Origin of the sequence: Streptomyces sp. NBC_00234, from assembly GCF_036195325.1 — a bacterium.
Lineage (GTDB): Bacteria > Actinomycetota > Actinomycetes > Streptomycetales > Streptomycetaceae > Streptomyces.
The window spans coordinates 2763621-2780645 of record NZ_CP108101.1 but is presented as its reverse complement, the minus strand read 5'-3'; the positions used below and the strand labels follow the sequence as shown (position 1 = coordinate 2780645).

Genomic DNA, 17025 nt, shown 5'->3' with positions numbered 1-17025 from the left:
CAGCGCTACTCGGCTGCCACCGCGTACGCCTCCACCGACCAGAGCGAGTAGCCGAACTCGGTCGCCCGGCCGTCGCCCTGCACCCTGATGAAACGGGTGTCCTTCGCGTCCATCCGGACCGATTCGCGCCCGCCCCTGCCGTCCCGGACCGTCGCCGCCGTGCGCCAGGTGCGGCCGTCGGCGGAGACCTGGACGCGGTAGCGCGAGGCGTACGCGTCCTGCCAGCGCAGCACCACCTGGCCGAGCCGTACCGGCTCTGCCAGTTCGGTCTGCCACCAGGCACCGTCCTCCACGGGCGAGGACCAGCGGGTGGCGGGATCGCCGTCGGACGCGGCCGACGCGGGGAAGTCCGGGGTCTCGTCGCCGGAGGAGGACGCCGTGCCCGTACGCACCAGATCGACGCCGGCGGTACGGGGGAAGGCCCGCACCATCAGCGTGCTCTCCTCGCCGCCGAAGCTGAACGGCACCTCGTACTCACCGGCCGGGGTGTCCGCCGGGACCGTGATGTCCACCGGGACGGCCGTGCGGGAACCGCGCGGGACCGTCGTCTGCTTCGGCACCTTCACCTTGATGCCCTTGGGCGCCTTGGCGGTCAGCGCGCCGCGCACCTCGGCGGGGCGCCGGCCCGCCAGCCGCGCCTCGACGCGCTGCGGGCTGCCGCCGATCACGGCGTCCGTCTCGCCGCGCACGAGGTCGAGCCGGGCCGCGGGCTCGTCACCGAACCACGGCACGACCGCCCGCACCTTCGGGGCGCCGCCGGGACCGGTGCCGCGGCCCGGGACGAGCGGGGGCGCGGTGCCGGTGAAGGGCGGGGTCACGAGGGGCAGGGCGACGCGGACCGCGTCCACCCGCAGGTCCTTCGTCTTCGTCTGGGTCCAGCCCGAGGCCGAGAGCGGGCCGAGGCTGCGCCAGCCCTCGCCCGGTACATGGCCCTGGAGGACCGCGTCGGCCGCGCCGCTCCCGGGGTCCGTCAGCACGGTCACGGCGTCCACGGGGCGGGGCCGGTCCAGCCGGATCGTGTAGCCGTCCGCGTCCTTGCTCACCGTGCCCGCTTCGCGGTCGGCGCCGTTCCAGCCGTCGGACTCCTTGCGGACCCGGTCAAGGAACGGTCCCAGTACGCCCTTGCCGACGGTCGCCCCGCCGGCCGCGATGTCCTTGCGCAGGCCCTCCAGGTCCAGCTGCGCCTGCCAGGCGCCCGCCCCGTCGCCCCGCACCTGCGCCTGGAGCAGATCGACGGCGAGCTCGCCCGCACGGCCGTACCGGGCCAGCTGGTCCGTCCACGGGCGCACCTCGTCGTCCAGCCGCCCGTCCGCCGGGGCGCTCAGCCGCTCCGGGGTCCCGCGCATCACGGTGAACGCCGCGCGCAGCTCGCGCGCCGCGTCGTCGCGCGCGGTGCCGTCGGCGGTACGGGACGCCCAGAACGCGGTGAGCAGGGGCTGCAGATAGGCGGACTCCGCGCCGCCGAGCACGGAGGCCGCGCTGTTGCCCGCGAGCGCGCGGAGCGCGGCCCGGGTGCGGGCGTCCCCGCCCGCCAGATCGTCGATCGCCGCCTGCCAGGACTCCTGCGGCCGGTACCCCTTCGGGTTCCAGGCGAAGTCGGCGGCGGTGAACAGGGGGATGCGGGAGGCGGACGCCTGCTCCATCGCGTTGGCGATCAGCGCGGCCGAACCGCTCGCCACCGCCGGGTCCCGGCCGGTGTACGGGCCGAGGAAGATCCGGTCCTGCGCGTAGTCGTTGACCGGGTAGTTGTCCATCGTGACCAGCGGATGGCGGAAGGCGGCCCGCGCGCCGGCCAGCTCCCGCCCGGTGATGGTCTTCGGCACCACCCCGACCCCGGTCCAGGCCACCTGCACCCGGCCGTCGAGCTCGGCGGCGAGGGCCGTGCGGTAGTCCGTCGAACCGTCCTGGTAGTACTCCGTCGGCATCACCGACAGCGGCTCCGCGTCGGGGTGGCGTTCCGCCAGATGCCGGTCGACGGCGCTCGCGACGCGCGCCTGCGCCCTGGCCGCGGCCTCGGGGCCGTTGCCGAAGGTCTCCGCGTCGTCGTCGCAGTGCCATTCGCTGTAGCTGACGTCCTGGAACTGGAGCTGGAAGACCCGGACGCCCAGCGCCCACATCGCGTCGATCTTCCGCGTCAGTGCCTTGATGTCACCGTCGGACGCCATGCACATCGCCTGGCCGGGGGAGACCGCCCAGCCGAGCGTCACGTGCTCGGCGCGCGCCTTCTCCGCCAGCGCGCGGAAGTCCGCACGGCGCTCGGCGGGGTACGGCTCGCGCCAGCGGGCCTGGCGGTAGGGGTCGTCGCCCGCCGCGTAGAGGTACCGGTTCTGCTTGGTGCGTCCCATGAAGCCGATCTGCGCGAGCCGCTCCTCGCGGGTCCACGGCTGACCGTAGAAGCCCTCGGCCATCCCGCGGACGGCCGTGCCCGGCCAGTCGCGCACCACGGCGCCCGCGACGGCGCCGTCGCGGATCAGCTGGCGGAGCGTCTGGACGGCGTGGAAGAGGCCGTCCTCGCCGACGCCGTCCATGGCGACGGTGGAGCGTCCGGCGACCTGGCCGACCGCGATGCGGTAACCGCCGGCCGGCAGGTCCGCGCGCTCGGGAGCCCGCAGGGCCCGCAGGGCCTCCAGCGCACCCGGGCCGCCTATCCGGACGACGGGTCCGCGCCCCGGGAGTCCCTCGTGCAGGGTGGGGACGCCCGCGTCGCGCAGGATGGTCCGCAGGGCGTCCACCGCGTAGGGATCGGCGTCCGCGTCCGCGACGACGGTGACCTCGGCACCGAGCGGCACGGCCTGGCCGGCCGCCTTGATGGTCTGCGGGCGGGGCCAGACGGACGGCAGCCTCGTCCCGTCGACGCGGTCGGGCACGGTGGCAGGCGAGCCGGGTACGACAGGGGCCGCCATGGCGGCGGGGGCGACGGAACCGAGCAGCCCGCCGATCACCGCGACGGCGACGGCCGTCGCGTGCTTCCTGCGTCCGAACCGCACGGCCACGCTCCCCTCGTCCCACCGGTGGGCTCCGAGCCCACCACCCGCGCGCGAGGGTGTCAATGCGCGTGACCGTTGCGCCAGATATGCCCGGGTCGCAGGGCCGGACAACGCCCCACGGGCCGGCGCAGAGGGTCCGGAGACGCCGCAAGGTGGCCGGAAACGGGCCATGAATGCCGTACGGGGGAACGGAATGTGACCTACGGCACGTTGGGCTCGTTGTCATAACGCCTATGTCACGTCCACGTCTGCGGTCGCACCTGCTGGGTAGGTCTGGCGGTGTCCTGTTCTCCATGGCCAGGAGGCCACCATGCCCGCTGCCGCGCAGCTTCTGCTCTCCGCCCTGTCCAAACAGGTACCGAGCCCCGCGGGTCCTGCCGCACTGATCAGTGAACTTCCTCTGACCGACCTCGCGCCTCCGATGATCAGCGAGCTGCCGCTCGCCGACGTCTCCCACCTGAGCGGTGAGGCTGCGTTCGCCGACGCCGCACCGCTGACCAGCGAGCCTCCGCTCGCCGATGCCACCCCACTCACGAGCGAGCCTCCGCTCGCCGCCGTCGCCCCTCTGACCAGCGAGCCGACCGCCCCCGGCACCGCAGGGGGCATGGAGTCCCCAGGAGTCTGAATGGGCTTGTCCCGGCTCGCCGCACTGCACGGCGTCGCCACCTCCTACTCCCCGTCCGCGGATGTCACGGTGTCCGTCCCCGACGACACGGTCACGGCCGTGCTCGCCGCGCTGGGCGTCGACGCCGGCACTCCCGCGGCCGTACGGAAGGCGCTCGACGCCGCGGAAGCGACGGCGGTTTCACGCCTCCTTCCGCCCACGGTGGTGGTCTGGTCGGGGGAGCCCCTGCCGGCCGCCCTGACGGCACTGCCCCCGGACACGGCGCTGACGATCGAGCTGGAGCCCGTCCCGGGGGAGACCGCCGTGCTCCCGGTGCGCCTGACCCAGGTGGTGACCTCGGTGAAGACGCAGGCCCCGGCCGCGCCCGCCGAACAACCGCCCGCCGCCGACCCCGCCGAATCCGCCGACCCGTCCGCCGAACGGGCGCCCGCTGCCGTACAGACGCCCGCCTGGTGGAGCGAGCCCCCGGCGGGCGTCCACCGGCTGACCGTGCGCACGCCCGACAGCCGGTACGCCGCCGTCACGCTCGTCGTCGCTCCGGCCCGCGTCCCGCAGCCGCCCGCCCGCGTCCACGGCTTCCTGGTCCAGCTGTACTCCCTGCTCTCCGCCCGGTCCTGGGGCATGGGCGACCTCGGCGACCTGGCCGATCTCGCCGCCTGGTCGGGCCGGTCCCTCGGGGCGGGATTCGTCCAGGTCAACCCGCTCCACGCCGCCGTACCCGGCCGGCCCACCGACCCCTCCCCGTACCGGCCCTCCTCGCGCAGGTTCCCCGACCCCGTCCATCTGCACATCGAGTCGGTGCCCGAGTACGGGCACGTCCGGGACCGTGCGGCCCTGGACGACCTCCGCCAGGACGCCGCCGCCCTCTCCGAAGCCGTGCTCAACAAGGGCGCCCTGATCGACCGGGACGCCGTCTGGGAGCTCAAGCGGCAGGCTCTGGAGCTCATCCACCAGGTGCCGCTGACCCCCGGCCGCCGGGCCGCCTACTGCGACTTCCTGGCCGAGCAGGGGCAGGCGCTGGAGGACCACGCCCTGTGGTGCGCGCTGGCCGAGGTGCACGGCTCCGACTGGCACACCTGGCCCGAGGGGCTGCGCGACCCGCGTTCCCCGCAGACCGCCAGGGCCCGTGCCGAACTCCTGGACCGGGTCGACTTCCACTGCCGGCTCGCCTGGCTGACCGCCACTCAGCTCGCCGCCGCCCAGCAGACCGCGCGGGACGCCGGGATGCCCGTCGGGATCGTCCACGACCTCGCCGTGGGCGTGCACCCGGCCGGCGCCGACACCTGGTCCCAGCAGGATGCCTTCGCGCGCGGGATGTCCGTCGGCGCGCCCCCGGACGCCTTCAACGCGCGCGGCCAGGACTGGGGACTGCCCCCGTGGCGCCCCGATGTGCTCGCCGCCACGGGCTACGCCCCGTACCGCGGACTCCTGCGCGGCCTCCTCGCCCACGCGGGCGCCCTGCGCATCGACCACGTGATGGGGCTGTTCCGGCTCTGGTGGGTGCCCGAAGGCCGCCCGCCCACCGAGGGCACCTACGTCGCTCAGGACGCCGAGGCGATGCTCGCCGTCCTCGTCCTGGAGGCCCACCGGGCCGGTGCCGTCGTCATAGGGGAGGACCTCGGCACCGTCGAGCCCGGCGTCCGCGAGGCACTCGCCCGGCGCGGCGTGCTCGGCACCTCCGTGCTCTGGTTCGAGCGCGACTGGGACGGTTCGGGCGGTCCGCTGGCCCCCGAGCGGTGGCGCCAGGACTGCGTGGCCACCGCCACCACCCACGATCTGCCCCCCACGGCCGCCCGGCTGTCGGGTGACTACGTGAAACTGCGCCACCGGCTGGGGCTGCTCACCCACTCGCTGGAGCAGGAGCTGGCCGAGGACGCCACCGACACCGCCGAGTGGCTGGCCTGCCTCGCCCGGCTCCGTCTCCTGCCCGAGGGCGAGGGCGACGAGGAGGCCGCGGTCCGGGCCGTCCACCGGTTCCTGCTGCGCACCCCCGCCCGGATGGTCGGCGTCTGGCTCCCCGACACGGTGGGCGACCGCCGCCCGCAGAATCTGCCGGGCACCTGGGACCAGTACCCCAACTGGCGCCTGCCCGTCGCCGATGCCGAGGGCATCCCCGTCACCCTGGAGGAGCTCGCCTCGTCGCCCCGGCTGCACCGCCTGATGGAGGTGCTGAACCCCCGCCCTGAGCGCCCCGGGTCCCGTACGGCACCCCCGGGCGCGCGCCACCGGTAGCCGTTCGCTACGTTTGCACCGTGGACAAGAAGAACGCTATGCGCGCCGGCGCCGTCGCAGCCGGTACGACGCTGATGATGCTGCTCATGTCGTCGCCCGCGCTCGCTCTCACCCGCGACGACGGTGACGACCCGGGCACGGGCCTGAGCGTGATGGATACGATCGGGCTCTATGTCGTGGCACCCATCGCCCTGTTCGCGGTGATCGTGGGCCTGGTCATGGTTCTCGACAAGTCCAAGAAGCCGGCCTAGAACCTCTTCCCCGTGCACCGCCCGGTACCCAGTGCCGCGCGGTGCACCGGCATGTCCGGGCCCGGCCGGTGACCCCCGGTAGGTTGCGCCCATGACCGAGTGGGACGTCAAGAAGCTCCGCATCCTGCGCACTCTGCGCGACCGGGGCACCGTGACCGCGACCGCCGAGGCGCTGCTGATGACGCCGTCGGCGGTCTCCCAGCAACTCACCAACCTCGCCCGGCAGCTGGGTGTGACCCTCCTCGAAGCCCAGGGCCGGCGGGTCCGCCTGACCGACGCCGCCCATCTGGTGCTGCGCCATGCCGACGTGGTCTTCGCCCAGTTGGAGCGCGCCGACGCCGAACTCACCGGCTATCTGCGCGGCGAGGCGGGCGAGGTGCGGGTCGGGGCCTTCTCCACGGCCGTACCCGCGCTCGTCGTACCGGCGGTCCGGCTCCTGCGCTCCGAGGGCCGGCCGGGCCCCGAGGTGCGGGTGCGGGAGGCGGAGGCGGCGGAGGCGTACGAGCTCCTCTTCGCCGGGGAGGTCGACCTCGCCCTGTCCCTCGCGGCGCACGCGCCCACCGCCCGCGATCCACGGTTCGCCCTCGTCCCCCTCCTGGCCGACCCGCTGGACGTGGCGCTGCCCGCGGACCATCCGCTGGCCGCGGCCCCCGGCCTGCGCCTGGCGGACCTGTCCCGCGAGCCCTGGATCTTCGGCGGCTCGGGCCCCTGGTCGGAGATCACGACGGCGGCCTGCGAGGCGGCGGGCTTCGTGCCCGAGCAGGCGCACAGCGCCTCCGGCTGGACCGCGATCCTCGCGATGGTCGAGGCGGGCATGGGCATCGCGCTGATCCCGCGGATGGCGTCGCGGGAGCGCAGCGACGGTGTGGTGATGCGGGTCCTGGAGGCGGATCAGCCGCGCCGCCATGTGGTGGCGGCGGTACGGCAGGGGGCGGAGGAGGGCCCGGCGGTGGCCCGGGTCCTGGCGGCCCTCAGGGCCGTGGCCGGGCACGCTGCCCCTGAGCAACCGTTCAGCTGAACTGAACAGACCGTACGAAAACTTTCGATGGACCTGATGGGTCCTGGCGTACGAGAGTCGTCCCATGACCTTCGACGCGAGCGAGACCACATTCCAGGACAACGACCCCCACGCCAATGACGCGGCCCCGTACGGCGGAGGCGACCCCTACGCCGACTACCGCGCCGCCACCGGTCTCCCCTTCACCGAGCTCGTCGACCTCGCGGACCGCCGCCTCGGCGCCGGCGTGATCGCCGCCAACGACGAGTTCTTCGCCGAGCGCGAGAACCTCCTCGTCCGCGAGCCGGCCGTCTTCGACCCCGAGCGCTTCGGCCACAAGGGCAAGATCATGGACGGCTGGGAGACCCGCCGCCGCCGCGGTGCCGACGCCGCCCACCCCTTCCCGGCCCCCGAGGAGCACGACTGGGCGATCGTCCGGCTCGGCGCCCCCGGAATCATCCGGGGCATCATCGTGGACACGGCCCACTTCCGCGGCAACTACCCGCAGCGCGTCTCGGTCCAGGCGACGTCCGTCGAAGGCTCACCCGGCCCGGCCGAGCTCCTCGCCGACGACGTGAAGTGGGAGGAGATCGTCCCGCAGACCCCCGTACGCGGCCACGCCGCCAACGCCTTCGAGATCACCGGCGGCCGTCGCTACACCCACATCCGCCTGTGCCAGCACCCCGACGGAGGCATCGCCCGCCTCCGCGTCCACGGCGAGGTCGTCCCCGACCCGGCCTGGCTCGCGGCCCTCGGCACGATCGACCTGATCTCGATCCTGAACGGCGGCACGTACGAGGACGCCTCGGACCGCTTCTACTCCTCACCGGCGCAGATCATCCTGCCCGGCACCTCCCGCAAGATGGACGACGGCTGGGAGAACCGCCGCCGCCGGGTCCGTGACACGAACGACTGGGTCCGCTTCCGGCTGCCCGCCCAGGGCGCGGTCCGCGCGGTCGAGATCGACACCGCCTACCTCAAGGGCAACGCGGCGGGCTGGATCGCGCTCCAGGGCCGCAACGGCGAGACGGGCGAATGGTTCGAGATCATCCCCCGCACGAAGCTCCAGCCCGACACGGTGCACCGCTTCCTCCTGCGCGCCCAGGCCGTGGTCACCCACGTACGCCTCGACACGTTCCCCGACGGCGGAGTGGCCCGCATGCGGCTGCACGGCTCCCTGACGGAATCGGGCGCGGCCGAACTGGCGCACCGCTACGAGGAGTCGGGCGCGTAACGCTCCCTTTCACCCACAACTCCCGCCCGGCGGACGGCTGCGCATACGGCGCCCGCCCGCCGGGCGGTTTCCATGGGGCGCTCACAGGCCGGCGCCCAGGAGCTCGGCCCCGTGTTCAGCCCTGCTCCCGCTCCACCGGAAGCCACAGTTCGGCGTCGGCCTCGGTCCCGTCCGGTGACAGGTGGGTGCGCAGGATCTCCGGGCCGGGGCGGCTGCGGTACGGGTTCGACGGGAACCACTCCGCGTACACGTCCCGCCACAGGTTCTGAATGGCCTCCGGCGCCGGCCCGGACGTGGTGAAGACCGCCCAGGTGCCGGCCGGCACGGCGAGGGCGTCGATGCCCTCGGGGGCCGCCGCGGACGTGATCACCCCGTGGTAGTAGTCGAGTTCGGTGCCCTCGGCGCGGCCGGGGTCCAGGTCGTCGCAGACCGAGACGATGCCCCGTGGCTCCTGGTCCGACAGCTTCTCCAGGGTCTCCCGGGTCTGTGGGGCGATCCCCCGGACGAAGTCGATGATCGCCCGGTTCGGCCCCGCGTGCACCAGCGGCACCCGGGCCTTGAGGCCGACCACGCTGAAGTCCGGCCTGTCCACGACGCGATAGCGCATGCTCCTGCTCCCTTCGACGGTGAGGCGGAAGGACAACCGGGGCTGGGAGACGAGCACGGTGCCGGTGCGTCGGGCCTCGCCCGGCCCGACGCCGTGCATGGCCCGGAACGCCCGCGCGAACGCTTCGCCCGAGCTGTAGCCGTAGCGCACCGCGATCTCCAGCAGCGTCTCGTGACCCGCGAGCACCTCGGCGCCCGCGAGGGTGAGCCGACGGCGCCGGATGTACTCCGACAGCGGCATCCCCGCCAGCGCGGAGAACATCCGCCGCAGGTGGTACTCCGAGGTGGCCGCGATGCGTGCCGCCTCGGCGACGTCGATGGGCTGGCCGAGGTGACGCTCGATGTGTTCCATGACCTGGTTGAGCCGCTCCAGCACGCCCGGTCCCCTTCCTCTCTTGCGCTCACCACGCTAGGCACCACGCATACTGCCGGACCCGACATCCTGTGCCCGATCGGGTCGGGTGCACCGGGCGGAGGGCTCCGCGTCGGCCCGCTCCTTCCCGTGGCACGCTGTAATGCGGTGCGTTACGCTCTAGGTATGAAGACCATTACCCAACGCGAACTCGCGGCTCGCTCCAAAGCGGTTCTGGACGACGTGGAAGCGGGTGAGACCTACCACGTCACCCGTAACGGAATAGAGATCGCCGAAGTCAGGCCGCTGAGTGCCCGGCGGAGATTCGTTCCGGTCGAGGAGATGCAGCGCAAGTGGCGGACCGCGCCGCGTGTCGACTACGCGCGGATGCGCGCGGAGGCTGATGCGTTCTTCGGGGGCGAGGACCGGGTGGGCGAGGGCGATGACCCCTGGGAGCGGGGGCGACCGTGACTGAACGCCGTCAGCAGGGATTGCTGGATACCTGCGTCGTCATCGATCTGGCAGATATCGCCCCCGAGAGGCTCCCGGTGGAGGTGGCTGTACCCGCGATCGTGCTGGCGGAGCTCGCCCAGGGCGTCGCCATGGCCAAGGATCCGGTGGACATGATGGCCAGGGCTCAGCGGCTGGCCGACACGGAGGCGGACTTCGATGCCGTGCCGTTCTCCAGGGAAGCCGCGCGTAGATACGGCACGTTGGTCGCGCTGACCATCAAGGCGGGCCGGGACCCTCGTCCGCGCCGCATGGATCTGATGATTGCGGCCATCGCAGCCGCGGAAGGGCTGCCGCTCTACACGCGCAACGCGGACGACTTCAAGGGCCTGGAGCAGGGTGTGGAGGTCATCGCCGTCTGACGGGCGGCCGTGACCAGGCCGTGTCCGGCCCGCGAGAACTAACGTGGTGCCCTCACGGCCACATGATCCGCCGGGCAGTACCTGACCCCGGGAGTGCCGGCGTCGGGCGCGAGGAAGCGACACCCATCGAGACGCGAACACCTGAAAGGTGCCCCATGCTGCGAGTCAAAGCCTTCGATCACCTGGTGCTCAACGTCCAGGACGTCGAGCGGGCGCTGGAGTTCTACTGCGGGCCGCTCGGCCTGGAGCCCGTACGGGTGGAGGAGTGGCGGGCCGGCAAGGTCCCGTTCCCGTCGGTGCGGGTCAGCCGGACCACGATCATCGATCTGCTCGACAGGCCCCGCGGCACGTCCAACGTGGACCACATCTGTCTGGTCGTCGAGCCGCTGGACTGGCAGCAGTTCATCGACTCGGGCGCCCTCACCGTGCTGGAGGGCCCCGTCGGGCGGTTCGGCGCACGGGGCGAGGCGCAGTCCGTCTACGTACAGGATCCGGACGGCAACACCGTCGAACTGCGCTGGTATCCGCAGGACGTGACGGAGTAGTCGGCCACGGACGTGACGAGGGGGCGCCACCACCGGTGGCGCCCCCTCGTCGTTCGGCAGAAGCCGTTACGCGGTCGCCGCCGCCGCGTCGGCCGCCTGGGCCTTCAGCGCACGCTCGACGCCCGAGCGGGACTCCGACATCAGCCGGCGCAGGGCCGCGTTCGGCTCCGCCGAGGCGAGCCAGGCGTCCGTCGCGTCCAGCGTGGCCTGCGTGACCTGGAGTGCCGGGTACAGGCCGACCGCGATCTGCTGGGCCATCTCGTGGCTGCGCGAGTCCCAGACGTCCTTGACCGCCGCGAAGAACTTCTCCGTGTACGGGGCCAGCAGCTCGCGCTGGTCGGTCTGGACGAAGCCGCTGATGACCGCCTCCTGGAGGGAGTTCGGCAGCTTGTCGGACTCGACGACCGAGGCCCACGCCGCGGCCTTGGCCTCCGCCCTCGGCTGCGCGGCACGCGCGGACGCCGCGTGGCGCTCGCCCGCCGCCGTCTTGTCGCGCTCGTACTCGGCGGCGATCTCCTCCTCGTCCAGGAGTCCGGTCGCGGCCAGCCGCTCCACGAACGCCCAGCGCAGCTCGGTGTCGACGGCCAGGCCCTCGATCGTCTCCGCGCCGTCCAGCAGTGCCTGGAGCAGGTCCAGCTGGAGCGGGGTGCGGGCCGTCGCCGCGAAGGCGCGGGCCCAGGCCAGCTGGTGGTCGCTGCCCGGCTCCGCCGCGCGCAGGTGGGCCAGCGTGGCGTCCGTCCACTGGGTCAGACCCGCCTCACGGGCCGTCGGCGCCGCGTAGAGGTCCAGAGCCAGCTTCACCTGGCGGTGCAGCGACTGGACGACGCCGATGTCCGACTCCTTGCCGATGCCCGAGAGGACGAGGGAGAGGTAGTCGCGCGTCGCCAGTTCGCCGTCGCGGGTCATGTCCCAGGCGGAGGCCCAGCTCAGGGCGCGCGGCAGGGACTCGGCGAAGTCGCCGAGGTGGGCGGTGACGACCCGCAGGGACTCCTCGTCGAGGCGGACCTTCGCGTACGAGAGGTCGTCGTCGTTGAGGAGGATGACCGCCGGTCGGGCGGTGTCCGCCGGGAACGGCACGGTGGTGCGCTCGCCGTCGACGTCCAGCTCGATCCGGCTCGTACGGACCAGCTTCCCGGCCTCGTCGAGGTCGTAGCAGCCGACCGCGATCCGGTGCGGGCGCAGGGTGGGCTCGCCCTTCGCGCCCGCGGGGAGCGCCGGAGCCTCCTGGAGGACCGTGAAGGACGTGACGTGACCGTGCGCGTCCGTCTCGATCTCCGGGCGCAGGATGTTGATCCCCGCGGTCTCCAGCCATGCCTTCGACCAGGTCTTCAGGTCACGGCCGGAGGTCTCCTCCAGCGCGCCCAGCAGGTCCGAGAGCCGGGTGTTCCCGTAGGCGTGCGCCTTGAAGTACGCCTGGACGCCCTTGAAGAACGCGTCCATGCCGACGTACGCCACGAGCTGCTTCAGGACCGAGGCGCCCTTCGCGTACGTGATCCCGTCGAAGTTGACGAGGACGTCGTCGAGGTCGCTGATGTCCGCCATGATCGGGTGCGTGGACGGCAGCTGGTCCTGGCGGTAGGCCCAGGTCTTCATCGAGTTCGCGAACGTGGTCCAGGAGTGCGGCCACTTGGAACCCTCGGCGTACGCCTGGCAGGCGATCGAGGTGTACGTGGCGAACGACTCGTTCAGCCACAGGTCGTTCCACCACTCCATGGTGACGAGGTCGCCGAACCACATGTGGGCGAGCTCGTGCAGGATGGTCTCCGCACGCACCTCGTACGCCGCGTCCGTCACCTTCGAACGGAACACGTACTGGTCGCGGATCGTGACCGCGCCCGCGTTCTCCATCGCGCCCGCGTTGAACTCCGGGACGAAGAGCTGGTCGTACTTGGCGAAGGGGTACGCGTAGTCGAACTTCTCCTGGAACCAGTCGAAGCCCTGCCGCGTGACCGCGAAGATCTCGTCCGCGTCGAGGTACTCGGCGAGCGAGGGGCGGCAGTAGATGCCGAGCGGAACGGACTGGCCGTCCTTCTCGTAGCTGCTGTGCACCGCGTGGTACGGACCGGCGATCAGGGCCGTGATGTACGTCGAGATGCGGGGCGTCGGCTCGAAGACCCAGAGGTCGTCCTTGGGTTCCGGCGTCGGCGAGTTGGAGATCACGGTCCAGCCGGCCGGGGCCTTCACGGTGAAGCCGAAGGTCGCCTTCAGGTCGGGCTGTTCGAAGCTCGCGAACACCCGGCGGGCATCCGGCACCTCGAACTGGGTGTAGAGGTACGCCTGCTCGTCGACCGGGTCGACGAAGCGGTGCAGGCCCTCACCGGTGTTGGTGTACGCGCAGTCGGCGACGACCTTCAGCTCGTTGGTGCCGGCGAGCAGGTGCTTGAGCGCGATGCGGGAGTCGCGGAAGACGGCGGCGACGTCCTGCGCCTTGCCGTTCAGTACGACTTCGTGCACGGCCGGGGCGACCAGGTCGATGAAGGTCTCCGCACCGGCTTCGGCGGAGTCGAAGCGCACGGTGGTGACGGACCGGTAGGTGCCGCCCTCCTGCGCTCCGGAGAGGTCGAGATCGATCTCGTACGCGTCCACGGTCAGCAGGCGCGCCCGCTCCTGTGCCTCTTCGCGGGTCAGATTCGTGCCAGGCACGCGGTCATCTCCTTGATATGCGGGTTTTTGGTCATCCTTCCATGGGAGATGCGCGCAGCGCGATGTCCGTTTTCCGCCGGACTAGTGGCGACGGCCGCGCGACCCTCGAACCATGACCGGCTACGAGGCACGTCCCATTGAACCGACCGCGCTCAAGGAGCTGCGGGAGACCGACGACGCGGGCCGCCCGTGCGTCCCGTACACGGCCACCGAGGCGGGTGGTCCGCTGCGCTGCTGCCTGCGGGGAGCGGAGAAGGGGGAGCGCATCGCCCTCGTCTCGTACGCGCCACTGCGCCGCTGGGCTGCCGCGACCTGGGCGAAGCCCGGGGCCTACGACGAGCAGGGGCCGGTCTTCGTCCACGCCGAGGAGTGCGGGGGGCCGGCGGCGGAGCGGGAGGGGTATCCGTTCTCCCGGGCCGGTGCGCTGCGGGTCCTGCGGCGATACAGCGCCGAGGGCCGGATCGTCGGCGGGCGGCTGCTGGAGATCCCGGCCGAGGAGGAGCACGGGTTCGACACGGCGTTCGCGGAGGCGTTCGCCGACCCGGAGGTGGCCCTGGTCCATGTAAGGGCCGTGGAGTACGGCTGCTTCCAGTTCGAGGTGCGACGCGGGTAGCATCCGGGGCCTCCCTTCCGGGTGGCCAAGGTGTTCCTACCGTTGGTAGCATGGCAAGCATGAAGATCAGTGTGAGCTTGCCGCAGGAGGATGTCGCCTTCGTCGACGAGTACGCCGCGAAGACCGACGCGGATTCCCGGTCGGCGGTGATACACGCCGCGATCGAGTTGCTGCGCGAGGCCGGGCTCGAAGCGGAGTACACCGAGGCGTTCGAGGAATGGGACGCGAGCGAGGACGCCGCTCTTTGGGACCGCACGGTCGGAGACGGGATCGCTGATGCGTAGAGGTGACATTCACCTGGTCGATCTCGAACCAGCCAGGGGCAGCGAGGCCAACAAGGTCAGACCGGCCGTGATCGTGTCCAACAACGCCGCCAACCAGTCTGTCGAGTCGAACGGCCGCGGTGTGATCACTGTCGTGCCCCTGACGTCGAACACGTCACGTGTTCTCACGTTCCAGGCGCTCATCAGGTCTGCCGAGAGCGGATTGCCGAGAGACTCGAAGGTCCAGTGCGAGCAGGTCCGGGCGGTCTCCCTGGATCGCGTACGGAATCGCATCGGTACCGTCCCGCGGCAGCGCATGACCGAGATCGACACGGCTCTGCGGCGGCACCTGGCCCTCTGAGGCACGCGAAAGGGGCGGCCACCGGCATCGGTGGCCGCCCCTTTCGTGGCTCGTGGGCGTCAGCCCTTCAGCTCGGCCGCCACCAGCTCCGCGACCTGCACGGCGTTGAGCGCCGCGCCCTTGCGGAGGTTGTCGTTGGAGACGAAGAGCGCCAGACCGTGCTCGACCGTCTCGTCGACCCGGATGCGCCCCACGTACGAGGCGTCCTTGCCGGCGGCCTGGAGCGGGGTCGGGATCTCCGAGAGCTCGACGCCCTCGGCGTCCTTCAGCAGCTCGTAGGCGCGCTCGACGCTGACCGGGCGGGCGAACCGGGCGTTGATCTGGAGGGAGTGGCCCGAGAAGACCGGCACGCGCACACAGGTGCCGGAGACCTTGAGCTCCGGGATCTCCAGGATCTTGCGGGACTCGTTGCGGAGCTTCTGCTCCTCGTCCGTCTCGAACGAACCGTCGTCCACGATCGAGCCGGCCAGCGGCACCACGTTGAACGCGATCGGACGCTTGTAGACGGTGGGCGCGGGGAAGTCGACGGCCTCGCCGTTGTGGGCCAGCTTGTCGGCCTCGGCGACGACCTTCAGGGCCTGGCCGTGCAGCTCGGCCACACCGGCGACACCGGAGCCCGACACCGCCTGGTACGAGGTGACCGTCAGCGTCTCCAGACCGGCCTCGGTGTGCAGCGGGCGCAGCACGGGCATGGCCGCCATCGTGGTGCAGTTCGGGTTGGCGATGATGCCCTTGGGGCGGACCTTCGCCGCGTGCGGGTTGACCTCGGAGACGACCAGCGGCACCTCGGGGTCCATCCGGAAGGCCGAGGAGTTGTCGATCACGACGGCGCCCTGGGAGGCGACCTTCTCGGCGAGCGCCCTCGACGTCGCGCCACCGGCCGAGAACAGCACGATGTCCAGGCCCGTGTAGTCGGCCGTGGAGGCGTCCTCGACGGTGATGTCCGTGCCCTCCCACGTGAGGACGGAGCCCGCGGAACGCGCGGAGGCGAAGAGCCGCAGCTCGGCGACGGGGAACTTCCGCTCGGCCAGGATGCTGCGCATGACTGTGCCGACCTGACCGGTGGCGCCGACGATTCCGACCTTCACGGAGACTCCTCTGTACGTGTGTGCGACCCGCTTGCCGCTCCATGATGCGTATGTCCCCGCCCACCTTGTCCAATCCATTGTCCGTTCCTCGGACGGCGGAAACCGTCCCGGGTGAACGTTCCGCCGTACTTCCGCGTCACAGGGGAAACACATTCAGGGGGAGGCAGTCCTTGCTGGGAAGGAAGGCGGCCGGCGCGGGGGAAGACCCCCTCGGCCCGGCACACGTGAACCGGGTACGGGCGGTTCTTTCACTGGGCGGAGTACCGCACTCCGACCTCCAGGACGGGGTGCAGCAGGTACGGCTGCGCCTCCTGGAGCGCTCGGCGAGCGGCCTGGAGGCACCCCGCGAGATCGGCGCCTGGGCGGCCGTGGTCGCCTCCCGCCTGGCCGCCGACTGGCACCGGGGCAGGAGCCGGCAGGAGCGGATCTCCGCCCGGCTCGCCGCGCTGAGCCCGGCGGACTCCCTGACCGAGGGCGGCCAGGAGGCCCGGCTGCTGGCGCTCACCGTCGCGGAGGGGCTGGACGAGCTGCCCGCGGCGCAGCGCCAGGCCCTGGTGCTGCGGTTCTACGCCGATCTCTCCGTACCGCAGATCGCGGCGGAGCTCGGCATCCCGGAGGGCACGGTCAAGAGCCGCCTGCACACGGCGGCGGGAGCGATGCGCGAGCGGCTGGCGCGGATGCGCGCGGACGAGGTGGTGTGACGGTGAACACGGACGAGCCGGACGAACTGATGGCCGTACTGCTGGGGCGCCAGGCGCCCGACGAGGAAGAGGACGGGCCCGCCGCGGCCCGGTATGCCGCCGCGGCCCGTGACATGACGGTGCTCGGGGAGCAGCTGCACCTCATCGGTGACCGGCTGGCCGCACCGGAAGCACTCCCGGGGGCCCACACGCCCGCCCGTCCCCGGTGGATCAGGAAGGGGCCGCTCGCGCTGGCGGCGTCGGTGGTGATCGCCGCCTGTCTGGCCGGGACGGGAATCCTCTGGTCGGTCGCGCAGCCGTCCGGGGAACACGGCGACGCCAAGCTGACCGAGGAGGGGCTGATGGCCTGTGCCCGGGTCGTCGCGGACGGCACGGTCAGCCGGAGGGAACGGGTCGGCGGCCTCGTACGGGTCGTGCTCACGGTCGACCGGTACCTCAAGCCCGACCAGGGGCCCCGGGAGACCTCGTTCCTCGTCACGGGCGAGGAGGAGGACTACTTCCGGCCCGGCAGGCCCATGGTCGTGATCGTCTCGCGCTTCCCCGGTGAGGGGGTCGAGTCCTTCACCGGTGAGGACCGGGCCACCGCCTGGCAGTGGATGTCGGCCGCGCTGCCCGCCTCGCGCACCCTGGACTGCACGGACCCCGGATGACGCAC

Annotated in this window: 17 protein-coding genes; 13 read left to right on the top strand and 4 right to left on the bottom strand. The window is 72.2% G+C overall.

The window, feature by feature from the left end; genetic code table 11:
* Positions 1 to 5 precede the first annotated feature (5 nt).
* Positions 6 to 2987: a beta-N-acetylglucosaminidase domain-containing protein gene (locus tag OG230_RS12140; RefSeq protein WP_328910191.1), complete on the bottom strand. Its 2982-nt coding sequence runs from the start codon at positions 2985 to 2987 to the stop codon at positions 6 to 8.
* Positions 2988 to 3297: 310 nt separating this feature from the next.
* Here OG230_RS12140 and OG230_RS12135 point away from each other — a divergent pair, with 310 nt between their 5' ends.
* From OG230_RS12135 to alc, 5 genes are all read left to right on the top strand, one after another.
* Positions 3298 to 3612 (top strand): hypothetical protein, encoded by a 315-nt coding sequence (locus OG230_RS12135; RefSeq protein ID WP_328910190.1) that lies wholly within the window; start codon positions 3298 to 3300, stop codon positions 3610 to 3612.
* A complete protein-coding gene (malQ, locus tag OG230_RS12130; protein ID WP_328910189.1) occupies positions 3613 to 5844 on the top strand; it encodes a 4-alpha-glucanotransferase in 2232 nt (743 codons plus the stop codon). It begins immediately after the preceding gene.
* A gap of 20 nt (positions 5845 to 5864) precedes the next feature.
* Positions 5865 to 6095: a hypothetical protein gene (locus OG230_RS12125; protein WP_328910188.1), complete on the top strand. Its 231-nt coding sequence runs from the start codon at positions 5865 to 5867 to the stop codon at positions 6093 to 6095.
* Between the two features lie 91 nt (positions 6096 to 6186).
* Positions 6187 to 7113, top strand: a complete 927-nt coding sequence (locus OG230_RS12120; RefSeq protein WP_328910187.1) for a LysR substrate-binding domain-containing protein — start codon at positions 6187 to 6189, stop codon at positions 7111 to 7113.
* A gap of 64 nt (positions 7114 to 7177) precedes the next feature.
* Positions 7178 to 8326, top strand: a complete 1149-nt coding sequence (alc, locus tag OG230_RS12115; RefSeq protein ID WP_328910186.1) for an allantoicase — start codon at positions 7178 to 7180, stop codon at positions 8324 to 8326.
* A 115-nt stretch (positions 8327 to 8441) separates the two neighbouring features.
* On the opposite strand, the gene OG230_RS12110 is transcribed toward alc, so the two are convergent.
* On the bottom strand, positions 8442 to 9308 hold the full coding sequence (locus tag OG230_RS12110) for an AraC family transcriptional regulator (RefSeq protein ID WP_328910185.1): 867 nt from the start codon (positions 9306 to 9308) through the stop codon (positions 8442 to 8444).
* Between the two features lie 162 nt (positions 9309 to 9470).
* Here OG230_RS12110 and OG230_RS12105 point away from each other — a divergent pair, with 162 nt between their 5' ends.
* From OG230_RS12105 to OG230_RS12095, 3 genes are all read left to right on the top strand, one after another.
* Entirely contained in the window at positions 9471 to 9755 is a 285-nt protein-coding gene (locus OG230_RS12105; RefSeq protein ID WP_328910184.1) for a type II toxin-antitoxin system Phd/YefM family antitoxin, read from the top strand.
* Complete coding sequence (locus OG230_RS12100) at positions 9752 to 10156, top strand: type II toxin-antitoxin system VapC family toxin (RefSeq protein ID WP_328910183.1); 405 nt, start codon at positions 9752 to 9754, stop codon at positions 10154 to 10156. The genes OG230_RS12105 and OG230_RS12100 overlap by 4 nt, the downstream gene beginning before the upstream one ends.
* 155 nt (positions 10157 to 10311) lie before the next feature.
* Positions 10312 to 10701 carry a VOC family protein gene (locus OG230_RS12095; protein WP_328910182.1) on the top strand — a complete coding sequence of 130 codons (390 nt, stop codon included), beginning with the start codon at positions 10312 to 10314 and terminating at the stop codon, positions 10699 to 10701.
* Positions 10702 to 10767: 66 nt separating this feature from the next.
* Here the strand turns inward: OG230_RS12095 and pepN are convergent, their stop codons facing one another.
* Positions 10768 to 13344 carry an aminopeptidase N gene (pepN, locus tag OG230_RS12090; RefSeq protein WP_328910181.1) on the bottom strand — a complete coding sequence of 859 codons (2577 nt, stop codon included), beginning with the start codon at positions 13342 to 13344 and terminating at the stop codon, positions 10768 to 10770.
* A gap of 112 nt (positions 13345 to 13456) precedes the next feature.
* On the opposite strand from pepN, the gene OG230_RS12085 reads away from it, so the two are divergent.
* Genes OG230_RS12085 through OG230_RS12075 form a run of 3 tightly spaced genes read left to right on the top strand, consistent with a single transcriptional unit; the run spans position 13457 to position 14581 of the window.
* Positions 13457 to 13957, top strand: a complete 501-nt coding sequence (locus OG230_RS12085; RefSeq protein ID WP_328910180.1) for a DUF1203 domain-containing protein — start codon at positions 13457 to 13459, stop codon at positions 13955 to 13957.
* Between the two features lie 59 nt (positions 13958 to 14016).
* A complete protein-coding gene (locus OG230_RS12080) occupies positions 14017 to 14241 on the top strand; it encodes a ribbon-helix-helix domain-containing protein (RefSeq protein ID WP_328910179.1) in 225 nt (74 codons plus the stop codon).
* On the top strand, positions 14234 to 14581 hold the full coding sequence (locus tag OG230_RS12075; RefSeq protein ID WP_328910178.1) for a type II toxin-antitoxin system PemK/MazF family toxin: 348 nt from the start codon (positions 14234 to 14236) through the stop codon (positions 14579 to 14581). Before OG230_RS12080 ends, OG230_RS12075 begins: the two co-directional genes overlap by 8 nt.
* Before the next feature lie 59 nt (positions 14582 to 14640).
* On the opposite strand, the gene OG230_RS12070 is transcribed toward OG230_RS12075, so the two are convergent.
* Complete coding sequence (locus tag OG230_RS12070; protein WP_328910177.1) at positions 14641 to 15669, bottom strand: aspartate-semialdehyde dehydrogenase; 1029 nt, start codon at positions 15667 to 15669, stop codon at positions 14641 to 14643.
* A gap of 170 nt (positions 15670 to 15839) precedes the next feature.
* Between OG230_RS12070 and OG230_RS12065 the strand changes: the two genes are divergently transcribed.
* Positions 15840 to 16370 (top strand): RNA polymerase sigma factor, encoded by a 531-nt coding sequence (locus OG230_RS12065; RefSeq protein ID WP_328910176.1) that lies wholly within the window; start codon positions 15840 to 15842, stop codon positions 16368 to 16370.
* Positions 16371 to 16372: 2 nt separating this feature from the next.
* Complete coding sequence (locus tag OG230_RS12060) at positions 16373 to 17020, top strand: hypothetical protein (RefSeq protein WP_328910175.1); 648 nt, start codon at positions 16373 to 16375, stop codon at positions 17018 to 17020.
* The last annotated feature ends 5 nt before the right edge of the window (positions 17021 to 17025 follow it).